This is a genomic window from Pseudomonas putida (assembly GCF_009883635.2).
Taxonomy (GTDB): Bacteria; Pseudomonadota; Gammaproteobacteria; order Pseudomonadales; family Pseudomonadaceae; genus Aquipseudomonas; species Aquipseudomonas putida_W.
This window is the reverse complement of record NZ_CP026115.2, coordinates 5389137-5407594: the sequence shown is the minus strand read 5'-3', so window position 1 is coordinate 5407594 and position 18458 is coordinate 5389137. Positions and strand designations below refer to the sequence as shown.

Below are 18458 nucleotides of genomic sequence, written 5' to 3'. Positions count from 1 at the left end.
CTGATGCCTCTGCCGCTCAAGGCTGACCTGCAGCATCCAGACTTCCCTGCTGACGCAATCTTGGCTTATTGGGTCATGCCTAGTTCGGCATCATCCATCAACGCCTTGGCCATCGCGCTGAGGTAGTGCGAGGCCCAGATCATCATCGGCTTTTCATCCATCAGGCCCAGGATGGTCAGTTCGCGCACATAGCCCATCAGTTCCGAAGCCTGCTCTCGCGCGTCGCGGCAGGGGATGCCGGGTTCGATGCGGAACAATGGGTGGCTCTGGTTTTCACCTTGGAAGAAGGTGGTCTTGCCGACGGTGCATTGGGTGTCGTCTGTGGTCATTGGTCAATCTCCCTGAAAATTTGCTTTGCCTGGGCTGGCCTCTTCGCGGGACAAGTCGGATCGCCGCACCGCCGCTCCTACAGGGAATCGCGAACCCTTGTAGGAGCGGGCTTGACCCGCGAAAGGGCCAGACCAGCCAGCACATCACCTGAGCCTTAGTGCAAGGTCCGAGGCTTAGTAGGCATCTGCACCTGTATCAACGCCGCTTCGAGCAAAGCCCGCAACGCCTCCATCTCATGCATCGAGGCCATCATCAGGATCGACGCCGGTGACTTGGGCTGCAGCAGCAACGCCTGATGCACCACCGTGGACGCACACAACGCGTAGTCCGTAGCCTGGATCAGGGTGTCTTCAAGGGAATGAATATCGTGGGGTGGATCGGGGACAATCTTCAACATCGCATAGTACCTTTCCTGGGGCTTCCACCTGCCTGCTGTCAAACAGTCGGGTGGCAGCTGTACATGGGTTGACAGACCGGCGGACTATGCAAGTTCCGGCGCACGCAAGCGTGCCCCACGTACAGCCGCCATATCAGGCGAGCCACATGCATAATACCGTTACGGCCTGTCAAAGCCGTGTCGCTGATGAGCAGCGACAGGCCGAGACTAAAGCCCTCGGCAGAGCAGCCGCAACGGAAAATATGCGGGAAGAGTATCTTTGGGAAATGGACTACAAGAAAGGGGCAAAATCTGATTTTTTCTAAACGGTCTGTATAATCCCGCGGCGTTAACCGCACCCCGTGCGGTAGCCGAAGGACCGGCGCCCAGACTCGCGCCTGGTTGTTCGATCAAAGCCAATCGATAAGGAAATCCCATGCGTCAAATCAAACTCGTGCTCGCAGCATTGCCCTTCTGTGTACTGGCCGGCTGCGGCAACGATGCCCTGGAAGGCACCTATGAACAGACCACCACGGTAATGGGCATCCAGGGCCCAAAACAGAAAGTCGAGTTCGCCAAGGACTACATCATTGCCAACGGCAACAAGTTCAAGGTCGAGGAGTGGGAGCGCAAGGATGATGAGGTCGTCGCGCGCGACAAGGATGGCCAGGCACTGATCAATGTGCGCGTACTGGACGGCGGTAAGCGTCTGGAAGCCATTGGCGGCAGCAACATGGCCAAGAACGTGTTCGTGCGGGTGGACTGACCGACCGCGGTCACCCAACGCCAAATCTTCGCGGGTGACCGCGCTGTCGCTGTAGTCATTACCCAGAGGCGCCTCGATCTTTTGTGAAAGGTTGAGGCGCCCTGCCCGCCTGATGCACGCTGCTCCGTTGAATGCTCACGCATTGCCCGCTGGATCAGTGGCAGTCAGCGTGGCGTGAACGTTCAGCTCTTCGGCGATGAACGCCGATATCATGGCCCGGTAGACCTGTTCCACCACCGCAGGCGAAGCACCCGCCTCGCCTGCCATTACCCGCACCTTCTCGATGACTTGCTCGACCCGCGCCGGCGCGCGTACGTCATCGGTGGTTTTCTTGAAGCGCGCGGCCTGCGTCACGAGCTTGCCGCGTTGAGCGAGCAGTGAAACGAGGCTTCGATCGATGACATCGATGCGCTGCCGGACTTCATCCAGAGAGGTGCACGTTACTTCCATTTTCTTGAATTCCTTTTCATGGGCCGAGATTGATCGTAACCGCAATGGCTGGGTTCGCAGGCACTCATTGTAGCCATGGGCGAATGTTCGCTTCGGATCTCGGTGCCATTGCAAATACGCCCGAAGCTGCCATAGGCTGCCTTCTCATTAATAGATGCCATTGATGCAAGCTGCTGACGCCGAGTTCGCGCGTCGAGGCATCACCTTCGCGGTCCTGCACCGACACTCAAAGCCTTGCAGCCTTCTCGTGCCCACTTTGGCTGGCGTTCACTTCGATAACCTCGACAAACCCCTCGGACCTGCAAGGTGGCTCGAACGCAGCCGCCACCGCCTCAATACTCGCCCTCGGCACTTGATGATCGACCCGGCGCAAGGCATTGCGTGCCAATGCCTGCTCGACCGGAGCCTGCACCCAGACTGCCGTGACCGGCACACCATGGCGCGCAGCCAACGCCAGGATTGGCGCACGGTGCACGCGCCGCGGCAGTGCTGCAGGCACGATCAAGCTCGGCAGGGTCAGCCATATGGCCCAGCGAAAACCGCGGATCATCGCAAACTGGCCGGCACAGAGCAGCAAGACCAGTGCAACACCGGTACTCAGTACATAGGGCCCGAGAACGCTCTTAACCGGCCTGCCGGCGCATGGTCAGAATCGCCGCACCAAAACCGATGAACGTCGTGCCGACTACCCGGCTCACCCAACGCGACAGCGCCGGCCGGGTCAGCACACCCTTGGCCCGCGAGGCCAGCGCGGCATACAGGCTCAACGACGTCAGCGACAACGCCACGAAGATCCCGGTCAGGGTCAGGAACTGCGGCAGCAGCGCCGCGCCCTGGTCGATGAACTGCGGAAACAGCGCGGTGAAGAACATGGTCGCCTTGGGGTTGGTGACGGCAGTCAGGAACGCCGACTTGTACAACTTCAAGGGGGTCGGCTTGCTGACCTCGGCCGCCGCCTGATCCACCAGCATCGGGCTTTTCTTGAGCAACTGCCGGGCGCCGAGGTAGAACAGGTAGCCGGCACCGATCAGCTTGACCGCGTTGAACAGCATTTCGGAGCTGGCCAGCAACGCTCCCAGGCCAAGCATGGCGGCCGCCGACAGGCAGAACAGGCCCGAGCCATTGCCCAGTGACGACCACACGGCACTGCGCTGGCCGTGGGCGAGGCTGTTGTTGATGGCCATCAGGGTGGCAGGCCCTGGGCTGGCAATGGCGATTGCAGCCACCAGGGTGAAGGCGAGAAGCGAGTGGGTATCCATATGGCAGGCTCGGGAACGTTTCGAAGCGTGCATCTTACATAAGCGCAGCGGCTTCAGTCGTTACCCTGGCGCTTGGCGTTCTTCTTGGTAATGGCCTTCATCCGCGTGGCCGCGCGTTGCACGGCAGCCATCTTCTCAGGGCGTTTCATGCCGCGCCACTTGCGGATTTCTTCACGGGTGCGGCCGCAGCTCACGCACAGCTCGCTGTTGAGCTGGCAGAGCGAGACGCAGGGGTTTTCGATGTCTTTGGCCATGGCGGGCTCCAATCACGGCCGCGGATCATACCCTGTGGAAGCTGCCGGGCATACTCACGCTGCCACGGCACGCCCGCCCAAGCGGCGCCAGACCAGGCGGCCGCAAGTGATCGACCAGTTGGCCAGGGCAATCACCAGCAGTATGTTCAGCAGTGCCGGCATGCCTGCCTGGACGATGACCTTGCCGGCCAGCAGCGGGAAGCCGAACACGCCAACGAAATAGGCCAGGCTGAACAGCACCAGCGACTGGGCTGTCTGCCCGGCGGGGGCTTCGTTGGCCGCCAGGCCGTTGATCACCGAATAGGTCAGGCCATAGCCGACACCCAGCACCACGGCCGCCAGCACGTAGGTCGCCGTGCTGTCGACGCCGTACATGAACATCAGCACCGACAGCACCATCAATGCCGTCATTAGACAGGCCATGCGGTACGGGTCACGCTTGACGATGAAACCGGCAATCAGCAAGCGGCAGGAGATCGCAGCCGACATGAAACCAAGGAAGAACAGCGAGTAGTCCAGCTGCCTGGCGCTGGCATAGGAAGTCTGGAAGCTCGACAGCCCTCCGAAGATCGCGCCGCCCAGGCCAACCATCAGGATGGCGAACGCCGCCTTGGAAGACAGCACCGCACGCGTGGCTGCCGGGGTGATCTTGCACACCACCACGGCGCCGGTCTTCAGCTGCTGTATGCGCGGCCCCATCAGCAGGAACATCACGCCACCCAGCACACTCGCCACGGCTGCAGCGACGAAGGCCGCCTCCACCGGGTAACCCAACGCCTGCGCCGCGCGCCCCAGCAACGGCCCGGTGCCGATGCCGGTCATCATGCTGCCCGAGAGCAAGGCAAAGTATTTGACCCGCCGTTCTGGCTCGATGAGCATCGCCACGATGATCGGCCCCAGCGTGTAGAACAGGCCCCAACCGAAGCCCAGCAGCAGGCCGCACAGCAAGATGGCCGTACCGAACCCTGGGGCGGTGGCAAAGCCCAGGCAGGCCGCGGCAAGAAACACCGCGCCGCCGGCCACGGCCTTGGGTGCGCCAATCAGGTCGGTCAGGTGGCCGGAGAAGATCACCGCCATAAAGGTGCTGAGCATGGCGGCGCAGATCACCGTGCCGGCATCGGCTTCGCTGGCACCGTGTGCGCGCAGCGTCATGGCCAGCAGAAAGGTCGTGCCGTAGGAAAGCGAAAGCAGGTAGCTGCTCAGGCAAAAAGTGGCGAATAGGCCGTTGGCAGGTGGTTGACGGGAAAACATCAGGCATTCCAATTGTTTTTATCGAGTGCCCGGTTTTTATCACGGGGTGAACGGTGTTTGGATATCAAAGCAGCGGAGTGAAGCGTGGCACACTCATACCTATCAAGCACATCTCGGTGGGCGCTGAAGCTGCTCCCCCCTTCAAGTCTAACCATTCAAGCGGGCTTGCCCGCGATGCGCCGCGCGGGCGGCGCTCGATCTCACAGACGCTGCAGAACCCAAGCCAGGAACAACTCAAGGCATAAACGCACGATCCCCCTGCAGATTTGTCCATTGCGTAAGATAAATTCGCATGCCAGGATCCAGCGATCCTCCAGCGCACTCCAGACTTCACTTGGAAAATCAATAACAAAGCAGGGAGAACGCGATGACCGCGCACGCTCATACCTCGGCAACGGCTCATGTACTGGCCGAGGTCCGCAACCAGATTGGCCACCTCACCCTCAACCGCCCTGCCGGCCTCAATGCCCTGACCCTGGACATGGTGCGCAGCCTGCGCCAGCACCTCGACCAATGGGTCGAAGACCCACAGGTGCAGGCCGTGGTACTGCGCGGCGAAGGCCCCAAGGGCTTCTGCGCCGGCGGCGATATCCGCTCGTTGCACGACAGCTACAAGGCCGGCGAAACCCTGCACGAAGACTTCTTCGTCGAGGAATACGCCCTGGACCTGGCCATCCACCGCTACCGCAAGCCGGTGCTGGTGCTGATGGACGGTTTCACCCTCGGTGGCGGCATGGGCCTGGCCCAGGGCTGCGACCTGCGCATCGTCACCGAACGCAGCCGCCTGGGCATGCCCGAGGTTGGCATCGGTTACTTCCCGGACGTAGGCGGCAGCTACTTCCTCTCGCGCATCCCGGGCGAACTGGGCACCTACCTGGGCGTCAGTGGCACCCAGATCCAGGCTGCCGACGCCCTGTACTGCGGGCTGGCCGACTGGTACCTGACCAGCGACAAGCTTGCCGCGCTGGATGAAGGCCTGGATACGCTGCGCTTCGGCGACCATCCGCTCAAGGACCTGCAGAACCTGCTGGCCAAGCTCGGCAGCCAGGTGCTGGACGATGCGCCGCTGGAAAAGCTGCGCCCGGTCATCGACCACTTCTTCGCCCAGCCCGACCTGGCGGCGATCATCGAGCAACTGCGCGCCGTGCGCATCGGCGACAGCCACCCATGGGCGTTGGCGACTGCCGAACAGCTGGAAAGCCGCTCGCCGCTGGCCATGGCGGTTACTCTGGAGATGCTGCGCCGCGGTCGCCACCTGGCGCTGGAAGACTGCTTCGCCATGGAGCTGCACATCGACCGCCAGTGGTTCCAGTACGGCGACATCATCGAGGGCGTGCGCGCCCTGATCATCGACAAGGACAAGCAGCCGCGCTGGAACCCGCCGACCCTGGCCGGGCTGTCGCGCCAGCGGGTCGACCAATTCTTCGAAGGCCTGTGAGCCCGGGAGTACACAGATGCAAGACCTGGAACTGAGCGAAGAACAGATCATGATCCGCGACATGGCCCGGGACTTCGCCCGTGGCGAGATCGCGCCGCATGCCCAGGCCTGGGAAAAGGCCGGCTGGATCGACGATGGCGTGGTGCGCAAGATGGGCGAGCTGGGCCTGCTCGGCATGGTCGTGCCCGAAGACTTCGGCGGCAGCTACACCGACTACGTGGCCTATGCCTTGGCCGTCGAGGAAATCGCCGCTGGCTGCGGCGCCACCGGCGCGATGATGAGCATCCACAACTCGGTTGGCTGCGGCCCCCTGCTGGCCTACGGCACCCCTGAACAGCAGCAGGCCTGGCTGCCGCGCCTGGCCACTGGCGAGGTGATCGGCTGCTTCTGCCTGACCGAACCACAGGCAGGCTCCGAAGCGCACAACCTGCGTACCCGCGCCGAGCTGGTCAATGGCGAATGGGTCATCAATGGGTCCAAACAGTTCGTCAGCAACGCCCGCCGTGCCGGGTTGGCCATCGTCTTCGCCGTCACCGACCCGGAGCTGGGCAAGAAAGGCCTGTCGGCCTTCCTGGTGCCCACCGACAACCCCGGGTTCAAGGTTGACCGCAGCGAACACAAGATGGGCATCCGCGCCTCCGACACCTGCGCGGTGACCTTCGACAACTGCCGCATTCCGGCGGCGAACATCCTCGGTGAGCGTGGCAAGGGCCTGGCCATCGCCCTTTCCAACCTCGAAGGCGGGCGCATCGGCATCGCCGCTCAGGCCCTGGGCATCGCCCGTGCCGCGTTCGAGGCGGCGCTGGTGTACTCGCGGGACCGCATCCAGTTCGGCAAGCCGATCAACGAGCACCAGAGCATCGCCAACCTGCTGGCCGACATGCAGGTCCAGGTGAATGCTGCGCGGTTGCTGATCCTGCATGCCGCGCGGCTGCGCACGGCAGGCAAGCCGTGCCTGTCGGAGGCTTCGCAGGCCAAGCTGTTCGCCTCGGAAATGGCCGAGCGAGTGTGCTCGATGGCGATCCAGGTACACGGTGGGTATGGCTATCTGGAGGACTACCCGGTCGAGCGTTATTACCGCGATGCGCGTATCACGCAAATCTACGAAGGGTCGAGCGAGATCCAGCGCATGCTGATCGCGCGCGAACTCAAGCACTACCCCTTGTAAGCCCTGTCATTGGCGCTGCCTGAAGGTTTCCGAAGGCAGCTCGCCAAAGCGCTGGCGATACACTTCGGAGAACCGCCCGAGGTGCAGGAAGCCGTAATCCATGGCCAGCTCGGTCACGCTGCGCACCGCGCAGCTGCCATCGCTCAGGCACGCATGCACCCGCTCCAGCTTGCGCTGGCGCACGTACTGCTTGGGCGTGGTGCCCAGCTGGCGATCGAACAGCGCATACAGCGAACGCAGGCTCATGCAGGCCTGCTCCGCCAGCGCCTCGGCGGTCAGCTCCAGCTTGAGGTTGCGGTCAATGTAATCGAGGATCCGCTCCAGGCTCGCACCCGGCGTGCCCAGGCTTTCGCGGCGGATGTTGGTGCTCATCAAGGTCATCAGCTTGCTGGCGACAATCTGGCTGTAGTGCCCTTGCACCCGCGGCAGCGAATCACTGACCTCGGCTTCGTGGCAGACCATGGCCAGCAGGTTGACGAAGCCATCCAGCTCCTCCAGCCGGTAGTGGTTGCGCAGGAAGCGCACGCCGCCGTCCGGCCGTTGCCAGCGCTGCTCCTCGCAGATGGTGTCGAGCAGCCGGGTCGGCACCTTGAGGATGAATTTCTCGCAGTCTTCGGAATAGGTCAGGTCGACCGGGTCGTCCGGGTTGATCAGCAGCAATTCGCCAGGCACCAGGTGGTGCTCGCGCTGGTGTCCGCGCCACAGGCAGTTGCCGTTGAGCAGCACTTGCAGGTGGTAGATGGTTTCCAGCGCCGGCGAAGTAACCCGCACGCTGCCGCCGTAGCTGATGCGGCACAGGTCGAGTTCGGCGAACTTGCGGTGGCTCAGGCTGGCCTGGGGGTGGGTGGTACGCGACAGGCCGATGCAGTGCTGGCCGACGTGCTGGTTGACGTAGTCGGACACCGCATAGGGGTCGGCGTGATGGAACACGCTACTGCGCTCGCTCAGCAGGCGGCTTTCCATAGGCTAGGCACTCGGCATCGTTATTGTTCTGGGCGCCGCTTCCTACTGGCCCAGGGGCTGTGGTTGCGGTCGTTCACGGTCATTGTATCGGGCCAGGGTGAGGTATCTGGGGGCAGCTGACCACTGGCGCATAAGTGACACACTAAGCAAAAAGGCGGGGGTTGGGCAATGAGATGTTCGGATTGGGCGGGCGAATAGCGGACAATGGACTACCGGTGCCTGGGCGATTATCGAACATAGTTGATGCTTGTATTGCCCGCGAAGAGGCCCTACAAGTCAACATCAAGCTATCAATGTACCGCCACTTCCTGCCACCCTGCCCAACCTTGGCTGCGCGCGCGGAATTGGCGCGGGGCAATGGCGAACAACTCGCGAAAACGCCGATAGAAATGCGGGAAACTCACAAATCCACTGGCCACAGCCACCTCGGTCAGCGACTTGCTGGTGTGCTGCAGCAACTGCCGCGCATGGGTCAGGCGCAGTTCCAGGTAATACCGTGGCGGCGTGGCCTGCACATGGCGGCGGAACAGGCGCTCCAGGTGGCGCCGCGACAGCCCGGCATGCTCGGCGATTTCGTCGATGGCGATCGGGTCTTCGATATTGGCATGCATCAACTCCAGCGCCAGGCGCACCCCACGGGGCAGGCTCGGGTCGACTTCCGGCGTGATCGACGGCACGTCGCTCAGCACCCGCGAGCGGTCACACGCCAGCATCTGCTCCACAGCCCGACGCAGTGCTTCGCCGGCTTTGAACTCCAGCAGCGCCAGCATCATGTCCAGCGCACTGCTGGCCCCGGCACAACTCATCCGCCGGCTGTCGAGCATGTGCGCCTGGCGGCTGACACGGACCTTGGGGAACAACTCGCTCATCATCGCCCGGCCATCCGGGTGGAAAGCACAGTCATGGTCGTTGAGCAGCCCGGCTTCGGCCAGGAAGTAGGCGCCATTCCACAGCCCACCGAGCTGGCACCCCAGGTGGTCGGCCTGGCGCAACTTGCTTCGCAGCAGCGCCGACGCCTCCAGGCGTACGCGGAAACCACCGCACACCAGCAGACAGTCAAGCCCGTGCACATCAAGCTCGGCCAGCGCGGTATTGACCGGCAGCGCGATGCCGAGGTCACTCATTACCTGCGTACCCTCGCCCACCACCTGGATGTCGAATAGCGGCGTGGCGCTCATCAGGTTGGCGGTGACCAGGCTGTCCATGGCGGCGGTAAAGGCCATCATCGAGAAGTGCTCGTGCAGGACGAAGGCCACGCGGCGGCATGGCAGCCCCAGGGTGGTGCGGCCGGCAGGGTCGAGGTGGGCCAGGTTGGCGTTCTTGAGGATGCTTTCGAAATGGCTCATGGCGGTGACTCAACGGCGGGAAGAACGCGGTGGATTCTTCGCGGACAAGCCCGCTCCTACACGATTTCTGTAGGAGCGGGCTTGTCCCGCGAAGGGGTCAACATTGATGGAACAGGATTACTTGCTGGCCTGGGTAGCCGCAGCGCGGGAGGCCTGCAGCCACTCATCGAACTGCTGACGGTGCGCGGCGACCCACTCTTTGGCATGGCGGGTGATGTCGGCAGGCTTTTTCTCGCCTTTCTGCATCTTCAGGTTCTGGTTGCTCTCGTCATCGGTGCTGATCTGCACCAGCGACAGGAACTTGGTGGCCGCCGGGTTTTCCTTGGCGAAGTCCTTGTTCAGCACCGCCACCACCTTGTCGATGGCAAAGCCGAGGTTCTTGCCGTGGTACATGGTATCGACATCGTTGTTGCCATCCGGCAGGTCGGTCTTCGGCACTTCCAGCCAGACCACGTCCTTGCCTTCGACCAGCACACTGGCGATCCACTGCGGCACCCAGGTGAAGTACAAGATCGGCTTGCCTTCCTTGTAGCGAGTAATGGTGTCGGCCATCAGCGCGAAGTACGAGCCCTGGTTGACGGTCACGGTCTTGTCGAGGTCGTAGGCCTTCATGTGGTGGGAGATCACCAGCTCGCAACCCCAGCCCGGGTTGCAGCCGGTCATGTCGGCCTTGCCGTCGCCGTCGGTGTCGAACAGCTTGGCGATCTCGGGTTTCTTCAGGTCGGTGATGTACTTGATGTTGTATTGGTCGGCGGTTTTCTTGTCGATCAGGTAGCCCTGGGCGACGCCCGGCAGAATGTTGCCGGTCTTGACCATCACATCGTCGCCGCCGGCCTGCTGGTAGAACTTGTCATGCAGTTTTTCCCACAGGTGCACGGTGAAGTCGGCGTCGCCGTTGGCCAGGGCCACCATCATCACGCCGTACTCGGTCTCCTTCGGCTCCTGCACGTTGTAACCCAGCTCGCGCAGGCCTTCCATGGCCACTTCGCCACGAAAGCGCTCTTCAGCGATGGAGGGGAAGATCGGGGTGACCTTGACCCCTTCTCCCGGTTTGTCGGCCGAGGCATGGGCACACAGCGCGGCGGCTATCAGCGTGAGTGCGGTGGCGCATTTGAGAATGCTGCGGGAGAACTTGGATTCGTGCATCGTCGCTTACCTTCTTCTGATTTTTATCTTCAAGTGCGGCAGATCGAATGTATCCAGGGGATTGCTCAGGCAGTCTTGCGCCGCCCTTGGGGTTGCGCCGCGCCGCACAGGCGCATTACCACGCCCACGGGGCCGGTGTGGTACCAGCGCAGGCTCGGGTCGGCGCTGGTGCGAGCGCCCATGGCCTGGGTCAGGCGGTCGAGGAAGATCGCCAGCAGCACCAGGCCGACACCGCCGACGGTGGCCAGGCCCATGTCCAGGCGGCCGATGCCGCGCAGTACCATCTGGCCCAGGCCACCCACCGAGATCATCGAGGCGATCACCACCATCGACAGCGACAGCATCAGGGTCTGGTTGAGGCCGGCCATGATGGTCGAGGTGGCCAGCGGCAGTTGCACGCGGGTCAGCATCTGCCGCGGGGTGCAGCCGAAGGCGCGGGCGGCTTCGATCTTGTCTTCAGGGACTTGGCGGATACCGAGGTTGGTCAGGCGCACCAGCGGTGGCAGCGCGAAGACGATGGTCACCAGTACACCTGGTACGTTACCGATACCGAACAGCATCACCACCGGCACCAGGTAGACGAACGCCGGCAAGGTCTGCATGGCATCGAGCAAGGGCCGGATGATGCTTTCCAGGCGGTTGCTGCGGGCACACAGGATGCCCAGCGGAATGCCGATCACCGCGCAGAAGAACACCGAGGTCAGCACCAGCGCCAGGGTGGTCATCGACTCGGACCAGACCCCGATCAAGCCCAATAACGTCAAGGTGATGAAGCACAGCAGCGCCATGCGCTTGCCTGCCAGCTGCCAGCCGAGCAGCGACGAAAGGAGGATGCCGATGGTCGGCGGAATGCTCTGCAAGGTGAACTCGATGCCATTGAGCACCTGGTCGATCGGCCAGCGAATGGCGCGGAACACCTCGCGGAAGTTGTGCACGAGGAAGTTGAGGGTTGCGGTGACCCAGTCACCCAGGGGGATGGTGGCCGCCTGGAACGGGTCGAGAAGGCTGAATTCGGACATGAGGGCTTACCTCTTCTTGTACTTAGTGGCGGCTCAGGGTCTGCAGCAGCTCGTTTTTCGACACGGTGCCCTTGAAGGCACCCTGGCGGTCGAGCACTGGCACCGGATACGGCAGGTCGGCCGCGATGCCCAGTACTTCATGCAGTGGCGTATCGGTGTACACCGGCTGCTGCTCGTGCAGGCTGTAGCGTTCACTGGCACTGGCGCCATTGGCATCGGTGTCGACCACGCCGAGCAACTGCCCGCGGTCGTCCACCAGGTAGCCGTAAGGCACACCGGCCTGGAAGCTCGGCGCCTTGCCATTGACCTTGCACACCACGGCCGGGTCGAACTTGGCCAGGTCTCCGGCCTTGAGCACCCGCGAGCTGTCGAAGCTCTTGAAGAAGGTGCGCACGTAGTCGTTCGCCGGCTGGTTGATCAGCTCCTGCGGGGTGCCGATCTGCACCACCCGCCCGCCTTCCATGATCGCGATGCGATGGCCGATGCGGATGGCTTCTTCGATGTCGTGGGAAATGAAGATGATGGTGCGCTGCTGCTCGGCCTGCAGGCGCATCAGTTCGCCTTGCATTTCGCTGCGGATCAGTGGATCGAGGGCGGAAAACGCTTCGTCCATCAGCAGGATCGTCGGGTCGTTGGCCAACGCCCGGGCCAGGCCCACGCGCTGCTGCATGCCGCCGGAGAGCTGGTGCGGGTAGCTGTGCTCGTGGCCAGCCAGGCCCACCTGGCTCAATGCTTCACGGGCACGGCTGTGGCGCTCGGCTTCGGGCACGCCGGCAATCTCCAGGCCAAAAGCGGTGTTTTCCAGCACGCTCATGTGCGGCATCAGGGCGAAGGACTGGAACACCATGCCCATTTCCTTGCGGCGCACATCGAGCAGGGCTTTGTCGGAGAGCCCGGTGATTTCCTTGCCGTTGAGATGGATGCTGCCGGAGGTGGGTTCGATCAAGCGGTTGAACAGCCGCACCATGGTCGACTTGCCCGAACCGGACAGGCCCATGATGACGAAGATCTCGCCACGCTTGACGGAAAAGCTTGCATCGAACACGCCGACGACGTGGCCGGTCTTGCTGAAGATTTCGTTCTTGTCGGCACCCTTGCGGAGCATCTCCATGGCCATGTCGGGGTTGGGCCCGAAAACCTTGAAGATGTTTTTTACCGAAAGAATCTCATCGGCATGGCTCATACGACCCTCTTTATTATGCTTATTAACCAATCTTTGAACGTCGCACTTTCAATAAGGCGGGTAGAGATCAGTGCGAGTACGCTTGGCAGTCCGTTCAAATTCGAACGTGAGTCAAAACCGGCACGCAGAATGTCCTGCTTCAAAATTATTCGACATCGCTGTCGCGAATGCCGCGCCGTGTGGGTTTTACGTTAGGCCCTGATCCAGAGCTGGTCCAACGACATTTGTATCGCCCAAACCATTACCTGAAGTTATCAATCGGCCTGCAAGCGCGGTGCTAGACCGCTGCTGCATTTACCCATGGACCGTTTACAGGCTAGAGTGAATCACTTGGCTAGACGAAGGACCGCCCTCCACCACCATGGTCAGACACTCCGAACCCGATCAGACCCTGATCAAGATGCCGTCGTTGCGCGCCGTGAAAGTCTTCGTTGCCGCCGCCAAGTACCAGAACTTCACCCGCGCCGCCGAAGCCCTGTGCGTGACCCAGGCCGCCGTCAGCCGGCAGATCCGCGAGCTGGAAACGTATCTGGGCGCCGAACTGTTCACCCGGGTGGGTCGGGCGGTAGAGCTGACCGTGGCCGGCTCGATCTTCTTCGATGCGGTGCAGTTGTCGTTCGTCAACATCTCCCAGGCCGCCGAACGCATCCGCAGCAACACCAACACCCGGCATGTGGTCACCCTGTGCTGCTCGCCCGCGTTTGCCGCGTTATGGATGGGGCCGCGCATGCCGAAGTTCCTCGACGAAAACCCGGACATCGACATCAACCTGGTGACCACGCAGAACTTCCTGTCGATGGAGCCCGGGGTGCGCCCGGACATCTACATCACCAAGCTCGGCAAAGTGCAGGCGGGCTACAGCTCGCACCCGCTCAACCATGACGTGATCTACCCGGTGTGCACGCCCCAGTACCTGGCCACGCACCCCGAGCTGCGCACGCTGGAGGGCCTGCGCGACGGCACGCTGCTCAACCTCACCCCCTATGGCCGCTCGCAGGTCGCCGAGCACGTCGACTGGAATGTCTGGCTAGCGTTGCATGATGTCGACCTGAAGAGCCGCGCCAGCACGGCGCCGCATTTTTTCAATGCCAACGACTACAACCTGCTGGTGCAACTGGCGCTGAACAATCAAGGCGTGGCGCTGGGCTGGCATCACCTGATCGCGCCGCTGGTGGCCCAGGGCCTGCTGGTACGGCCGGTGGAGCAGGAACTGGTGCTCAAGGACACCTTCCATTTCCTGGCCTTCAACGAGGAAAAAGAGCACGACTCCAGTTGCCGGCGCTTGCGCGAGTGGTTGCTGCAGGAGTTTCAGCCGTTGCTCGAACAGCTGCGGGAAAGCCGCACCTGATCGGCAACCGCATCCTGCCAATGCCTATCTAAACATCTCGTTTATATCGCGTATCAAAACCAGCTGGCACCATGCCTTCTCTCTCTTCTTGCACAGGGAACGACATGACGGACGCCATTTGGGGAAAACGCAGGGACGAGCCTGGCAAACGCCACAACGATATCCGGGACGAATGGGAACGTGACTATGCGCGCCTGATCCACTCTTCAGCCTTCAGGCGACTGCAATCCAAGACTCAGGTACTGGGGCTGGGCGAAAGTGATTTCTATCGCACACGCCTCACTCACTCGATGGAAGTGGCGCAGATCGGTGTGGGCATCGTGCATTGGCTGCGCAAGCACCATACCGATGAACCCCAGATCCAAAAGCTCCTGCCCTGCTCCGCGTTGATGAACTCTATCTGCCTGGCGCACGATATCGGCCACCCGCCTTTCGGTCACGGCGGGGAAGTGGCGCTCAATCTGTGCATGAGGCACCACGGTGGCTTCGAGGGCAATGGTCAGACACTGAGGATCCTTTCCCGCCTGGACAAGTACACCGCCCAGCATGGGCTCAATCCGACGCGCAGGTTGTTGCTTGGCGTACTCAAGTATCCCGTTGCCTACAGTGCGCTGGTCAATGAAGACGCATACGGCGCGGTCAAGACTCCGCAATGGTTATCTCAAGCCAATCGGCAAAAACCACCCAAATGCTACCTGGATGACGAACAGGAAGTGATCGATTGGGTGCTTGAGCCCCTCGAGGCAAGTGAGCGTGAAGCCTTCAAACGCTTTGATACCCGTGACAGTGAACATGCAAAGGCTCGGCACAAGGCTTTCGATACGTCGGTGATGGAGTTGGCCGATGATATTTCCTATAGCCTGCACGACCTCGAAGACGCCATTTCGTTGGGCATGGTTACTCGTCACGATTGGGAAGATCACATCCAGGGGCATGAGCACCTGTTCAGGGATTGTGGCAGTGACCTTGAGGCTGCGGTGATCACCGAGCAGCTTTTTGCCGACAGCTACAAGCGCAAGGAAGCAATCGGCACGCTGGTCCATGCCTTCATCGTCAATACCGAGGTCCAACCCTCTACGCTCGACGGTGCGACGACCGACCTGCTGAAGTGGAACGCCCGCCTGAAACCACCCTACGAAGCGCTGCGTAAACATATCTTCAACCTCGTGGTGCACAAAGTCATCAAAAGCGCCAATGTGCAGCAACTGGAATTCAAAGGGCAAAAGATCGTGGTCGAATTGTTCGATGCACTGAGCTCCGATCCACAACGCCTGCTGCCCTCACGCACGGTGGCGCGTTACATGGCCGCAGAGGACGATTCGAGAAAGGCCCGGGTCATTTGCGATTTCATTTCAGGCATGACGGACGAATACTGCACGCGCCTCTATGAAAAGCTGTTCTACCCGCACAAAGGCTCCATTTTCGATCACTTGTGACGCCATCACCGCACCTGCAGAGACCTTGCAGGGTATGCACCTCGTGCCGGGGCCGCGTTGCGGCCCTTTCCGACCGGCCCAGCGCTCCGCCAAGGCCGTTCCAGAAACAGCTTGCAACCAAGCCATCGCACCGCTCGGTAACTTTTCCGACATCAACCCCCGCGCATCTGCTAGAAACCCGCCATGCCTACCCTCTTCCTCACTCACCTGCGCCGCCGCTGGCTCAGTTGGCTGTGCGCCGCCGTGATGGTCATCGGTTTGCCCGCTGGCTGTGCGGTGCTGCAGCACAAGGAACGCGAGCTGCTGTTCCGTATCGAGCCCGGTCAGGCCAGCTGGTTCCGCGGCCTGCCCAACGGCGTGCAGGAACTGGACCTGCGCCCGCGCAGCTTTACCGACAACCAGAACCTGCATGCCTGGTGGTGGCCCGCCAAACGCGCCGGTGCACCGGCCATCCTCTATCTGCACGGCGTGCGCTGGAACCTTACCGGCCAGTTGTTCCGCATCGAGCAGCTGCACGCAATGGGCTATTCGGTGCTGGCCGTGGACTACCGCGGTTTCGGCCAGAGCCGTGGCGGCCTGCCGTCCGAAGCCACGGTCTACGAGGATGCGCGCATCGCCTGGGAGCGCTTCGCGCAGTTGCAGCCCGACCCCGGCAAGCGCCTGATCTTCGGCCATTCGCTCGGCGGCGCCGTGGCTGTCGAACTGGCCTCCGAGCTGGCCAGCCAGGCACAGAAGGATGGCAGTGCAGCACCGGCGCGTGGTTTGATTCTGGAGTCGACCTTCACATCGTTGGGCGATGCGGCAGCGGCGGTTGCCAACACGTCACTGCCTGTGCGCTGGTTGATGTCACAGAAATTCGATTCGCTGGACAAGATCAAGGATGTCGGCCTGCCCGTGCTATTGGTGCACGGCATGGATGATCGCTTCGTACCGCCGCGCTTCAGCCAGGAACTGTTCGATGCCGCGCAGCAACCCAAGACCCTGCTGTTGGTACCGGGAGCGACCCACAACAACAGCATGAGCCTTGCCGGGCAACGCTACAGGCGTGCCATTCAGGCATTGCTTTGAAGTCACTGAACCGGTAGGAAGTTCATCAACAGTAAGCTCTGCGCATAATTCAGCCCAATCCGCCGATAGCGCTCATCCAGCAGCTCCGCCAGCAAATCCAGCCGCGCCACGATCTTGCCGAACTCCACGGCAAAACTCAGGTTGCTGCCCTCCTCCGAGATCTCGTTGGAGAACAGCAACAGCACCCCATTGGCATCCTGCCGCTGGCTGAGCATCCAGGTCGCCTTCTCGATATTGCGCGCCGCATTGTTGACGAACAGCGGGTCGATGGTATCGGTCATGTAGAACTCGGTGCGCCCGCCGTGCGCGGTGATCAGCATACTGCCGATGGCATAGATGAAGGCGCCGACCCGGTCGCCGCGAAATTCCGGGCTCAATGCATAACTCAAGGCTGTGAGGTCGCGGCGGTTGCCCAATTGCGGTAGAGGCTGGCGCTGTTCGATGGCGATGCGGATCTGTCGCTCGGCCGTGGCGGCGTCAAGGTAACCGGACATCTTCCACTGACTGGGGTTGCGCAGGTACAGCTTGTTCATCAGCAGATACAGGCTCTGCAGGTTGTCGCGCATGGCCAGCGTGGCCATGCGATCGACACTGGTCTGGAACAGTTCGCTGGGTTTGCCGTTGCCGAACTGGCTGACGATGTCGTGGCCTTGCTGCTGGCTGCAACCGGCCAGGCCTATGAGGGTGCCCGCGAGCAGCAGACGAGAGAGGATTCGGGAATTGCTTGCAACCATCGGCACCGGGTCAAAATCGGCGGCCGCGCTGGGGATCGGCGCGGCCTGGCCAAACATAGAGCCCGGAAATCGGAAAAAGTGCGGTGCCTGGGGCAGGCAACCCATCAATCACATGGCGTGGCGCAACATCTCCACGACCTGTGCATGCAGCGCCGGATCACCACAGGCCACCACACACCCGCCATTTTGCGCACTGCTGCCATCCCAAGCGGTAATCACCCCGCCCGCCCCTTCGATGATCGGCATCAACGCCTGCACGTCATACGGTTGCAAGCTCGCTTCGACGATCACGTCGACAAAGCCCGAAGCCAGCATGCAGTAGGCATAGCAATCACCGCCGTAACGCATCAGCCGTGCCTTGCCAGCCACAGCCTCGAACGCCGCCTTGCGCTCTGCGGTGTCGAACATGTCCGGCGTGGTGCACATCAGTGTGGCCGAAGCCAGGTCGGCGCAGGCACGGGTCTTCAGCCGCGTGCCGCTACGCCAGGCGCCTGCCGGAGTGCCGACAAAACGTTCATCGGTGAACGGCTGGTTCATTACGCCCACCACCGGGCGCGTTCCGTCATTCAGGGCGATCAACGTGCCCCACAGTGGCAGGCCGGTGATGAACGCACGCGTGCCGTCAATCGGGTCGAGCACCCAGGTCAGCGGGCTGCTGCCCACCGCTACGCCGGCCTCTTCACCGAGAATGCCGTGCTCCGGATAACGCGCCTGGATCAGCTCGCGCATGGCATCCTCGGCCGCCTTGTCGGCCACGGTCACCGGGTCGTACAGGCGACCGCCCTTGTCCTCGACCTCCAGGCTGGCGCGAAAGTACGGCTTGATCGCCAGCGCAGCGGCATCGGCCAGCTGCTCGGCGAAGGCTTGGAATTCGCCGATCTGTTCAGCGCTAAGGGACATGGGGCAGGTCTCGTGGAAAATGT

The 18458-nt window shown here is 62.0% G+C and carries 21 protein-coding genes; 7 read left to right on the top strand and 14 right to left on the bottom strand.

All coding sequences use genetic code 11. The annotated features are described in order from the left end of the window. Positions 1-65 precede the first annotated feature (65 nt). Positions 66-329, bottom strand: a complete 264-nt coding sequence (locus C2H86_RS24585; RefSeq protein WP_159410261.1) for a DUF3077 domain-containing protein — start codon at positions 327-329, stop codon at positions 66-68. 155 nt (positions 330-484) lie between these two features. After that, entirely contained in the window at positions 485-727 is a 243-nt protein-coding gene (locus C2H86_RS24580; protein ID WP_159410260.1) for a hypothetical protein, read from the bottom strand. Positions 728-873: 146 nt separating this feature from the next. Here C2H86_RS24580 and C2H86_RS24575 point away from each other — a divergent pair, with 146 nt between their 5' ends. Both C2H86_RS24575 and C2H86_RS24570 read left to right on the top strand, forming a co-directional pair. Continuing rightward, positions 874-1032, top strand: a complete 159-nt coding sequence (locus C2H86_RS24575) for a hypothetical protein (protein ID WP_159410259.1) — start codon at positions 874-876, stop codon at positions 1030-1032. Positions 1033-1142: 110 nt separating this feature from the next. Then, positions 1143-1472, top strand: a complete 330-nt coding sequence (locus tag C2H86_RS24570; protein WP_103447575.1) for a hypothetical protein — start codon at positions 1143-1145, stop codon at positions 1470-1472. 135 nt (positions 1473-1607) lie between these two features. Here the strand turns inward: C2H86_RS24570 and C2H86_RS24565 are convergent, their stop codons facing one another. From C2H86_RS24565 to C2H86_RS24545, 5 genes are all read right to left on the bottom strand, one after another. Continuing rightward, positions 1608-1922, bottom strand: a complete 315-nt coding sequence (locus C2H86_RS24565) for a chorismate mutase (protein WP_159410258.1) — start codon at positions 1920-1922, stop codon at positions 1608-1610. Between the two features lie 226 nt (positions 1923-2148). Beyond that, positions 2149-2472, bottom strand: coding sequence for an AAA family ATPase (locus tag C2H86_RS24560; protein WP_159410257.1), 324 nt, complete (start codon positions 2470-2472; stop codon positions 2149-2151). A 73-nt stretch (positions 2473-2545) separates the two neighbouring features. Continuing rightward, a complete protein-coding gene (locus tag C2H86_RS24555; protein WP_159410256.1) occupies positions 2546-3181 on the bottom strand; it encodes a LysE family translocator in 636 nt (211 codons plus the stop codon). A gap of 53 nt (positions 3182-3234) precedes the next feature. Continuing rightward, positions 3235-3435, bottom strand: coding sequence for a DUF1289 domain-containing protein (locus C2H86_RS24550; protein ID WP_159410255.1), 201 nt, complete (start codon positions 3433-3435; stop codon positions 3235-3237). A 54-nt stretch (positions 3436-3489) separates the two neighbouring features. Next, entirely contained in the window at positions 3490-4686 is a 1197-nt protein-coding gene (locus C2H86_RS24545) for an MFS transporter (RefSeq protein WP_159410254.1), read from the bottom strand. 367 nt (positions 4687-5053) lie between these two features. On the opposite strand from C2H86_RS24545, the gene C2H86_RS24540 reads away from it, so the two are divergent. Next, entirely contained in the window at positions 5054-6124 is a 1071-nt protein-coding gene (locus tag C2H86_RS24540; RefSeq protein WP_159410253.1) for an enoyl-CoA hydratase/isomerase family protein, read from the top strand. A gap of 16 nt (positions 6125-6140) precedes the next feature. Further along, positions 6141-7292: an acyl-CoA dehydrogenase family protein gene (locus C2H86_RS24535; RefSeq protein WP_159410252.1), complete on the top strand. Its 1152-nt coding sequence runs from the start codon at positions 6141-6143 to the stop codon at positions 7290-7292. Positions 7293-7298: 6 nt separating this feature from the next. Here the strand turns inward: C2H86_RS24535 and C2H86_RS24530 are convergent, their stop codons facing one another. From C2H86_RS24530 to C2H86_RS24510, 5 genes are all read right to left on the bottom strand, one after another. Continuing rightward, positions 7299-8255 carry a helix-turn-helix transcriptional regulator gene (locus C2H86_RS24530; protein WP_159410251.1) on the bottom strand — a complete coding sequence of 319 codons (957 nt, stop codon included), beginning with the start codon at positions 8253-8255 and terminating at the stop codon, positions 7299-7301. Positions 8256-8545: 290 nt separating this feature from the next. Further along, on the bottom strand, positions 8546-9601 hold the full coding sequence (locus tag C2H86_RS24525; RefSeq protein WP_159410250.1) for a GlxA family transcriptional regulator: 1056 nt from the start codon (positions 9599-9601) through the stop codon (positions 8546-8548). 117 nt (positions 9602-9718) lie between these two features. Next, the gene (proX, locus tag C2H86_RS24520; RefSeq protein ID WP_159410249.1) at positions 9719-10747 is read right to left on the bottom strand and encodes a glycine betaine/L-proline ABC transporter substrate-binding protein ProX; all 1029 of its coding nucleotides are present in this window, start codon (positions 10745-10747) and stop codon (positions 9719-9721) included. A gap of 65 nt (positions 10748-10812) precedes the next feature. Beyond that, on the bottom strand, positions 10813-11766 hold the full coding sequence (gene proW, locus C2H86_RS24515) for a glycine betaine/L-proline ABC transporter permease ProW (RefSeq protein ID WP_159410248.1): 954 nt from the start codon (positions 11764-11766) through the stop codon (positions 10813-10815). Positions 11767-11788: 22 nt separating this feature from the next. Next, complete coding sequence (locus C2H86_RS24510; protein WP_159410247.1) at positions 11789-12949, bottom strand: quaternary amine ABC transporter ATP-binding protein; 1161 nt, start codon at positions 12947-12949, stop codon at positions 11789-11791. A 361-nt stretch (positions 12950-13310) separates the two neighbouring features. On the opposite strand from C2H86_RS24510, the gene C2H86_RS24505 reads away from it, so the two are divergent. The 3 genes from C2H86_RS24505 (at position 13311) to C2H86_RS24495 (ending at position 16801) form a co-directional block, all read left to right on the top strand. Further along, positions 13311-14297: a LysR family transcriptional regulator gene (locus tag C2H86_RS24505; RefSeq protein ID WP_159410246.1), complete on the top strand. Its 987-nt coding sequence runs from the start codon at positions 13311-13313 to the stop codon at positions 14295-14297. Between the two features lie 104 nt (positions 14298-14401). After that, positions 14402-15733 (top strand): anti-phage deoxyguanosine triphosphatase, encoded by a 1332-nt coding sequence (locus C2H86_RS24500; RefSeq protein ID WP_159410245.1) that lies wholly within the window; start codon positions 14402-14404, stop codon positions 15731-15733. A gap of 183 nt (positions 15734-15916) precedes the next feature. Next, positions 15917-16801: an alpha/beta hydrolase gene (locus C2H86_RS24495; RefSeq protein WP_159410244.1), complete on the top strand. Its 885-nt coding sequence runs from the start codon at positions 15917-15919 to the stop codon at positions 16799-16801. A gap of 2 nt (positions 16802-16803) precedes the next feature. On the opposite strand, the gene C2H86_RS24490 is transcribed toward C2H86_RS24495, so the two are convergent. Together C2H86_RS24490 and hisN are read right to left on the bottom strand one after the other, a co-directional pair. Beyond that, positions 16804-17535: a hypothetical protein gene (locus C2H86_RS24490; protein WP_159410243.1), complete on the bottom strand. Its 732-nt coding sequence runs from the start codon at positions 17533-17535 to the stop codon at positions 16804-16806. A 108-nt stretch (positions 17536-17643) separates the two neighbouring features. Further along, positions 17644-18435, bottom strand: coding sequence for a histidinol-phosphatase (gene hisN / locus C2H86_RS24485; protein ID WP_159410242.1), 792 nt, complete (start codon positions 18433-18435; stop codon positions 17644-17646). Positions 18436-18458: the final 23 nt, after the last annotated feature.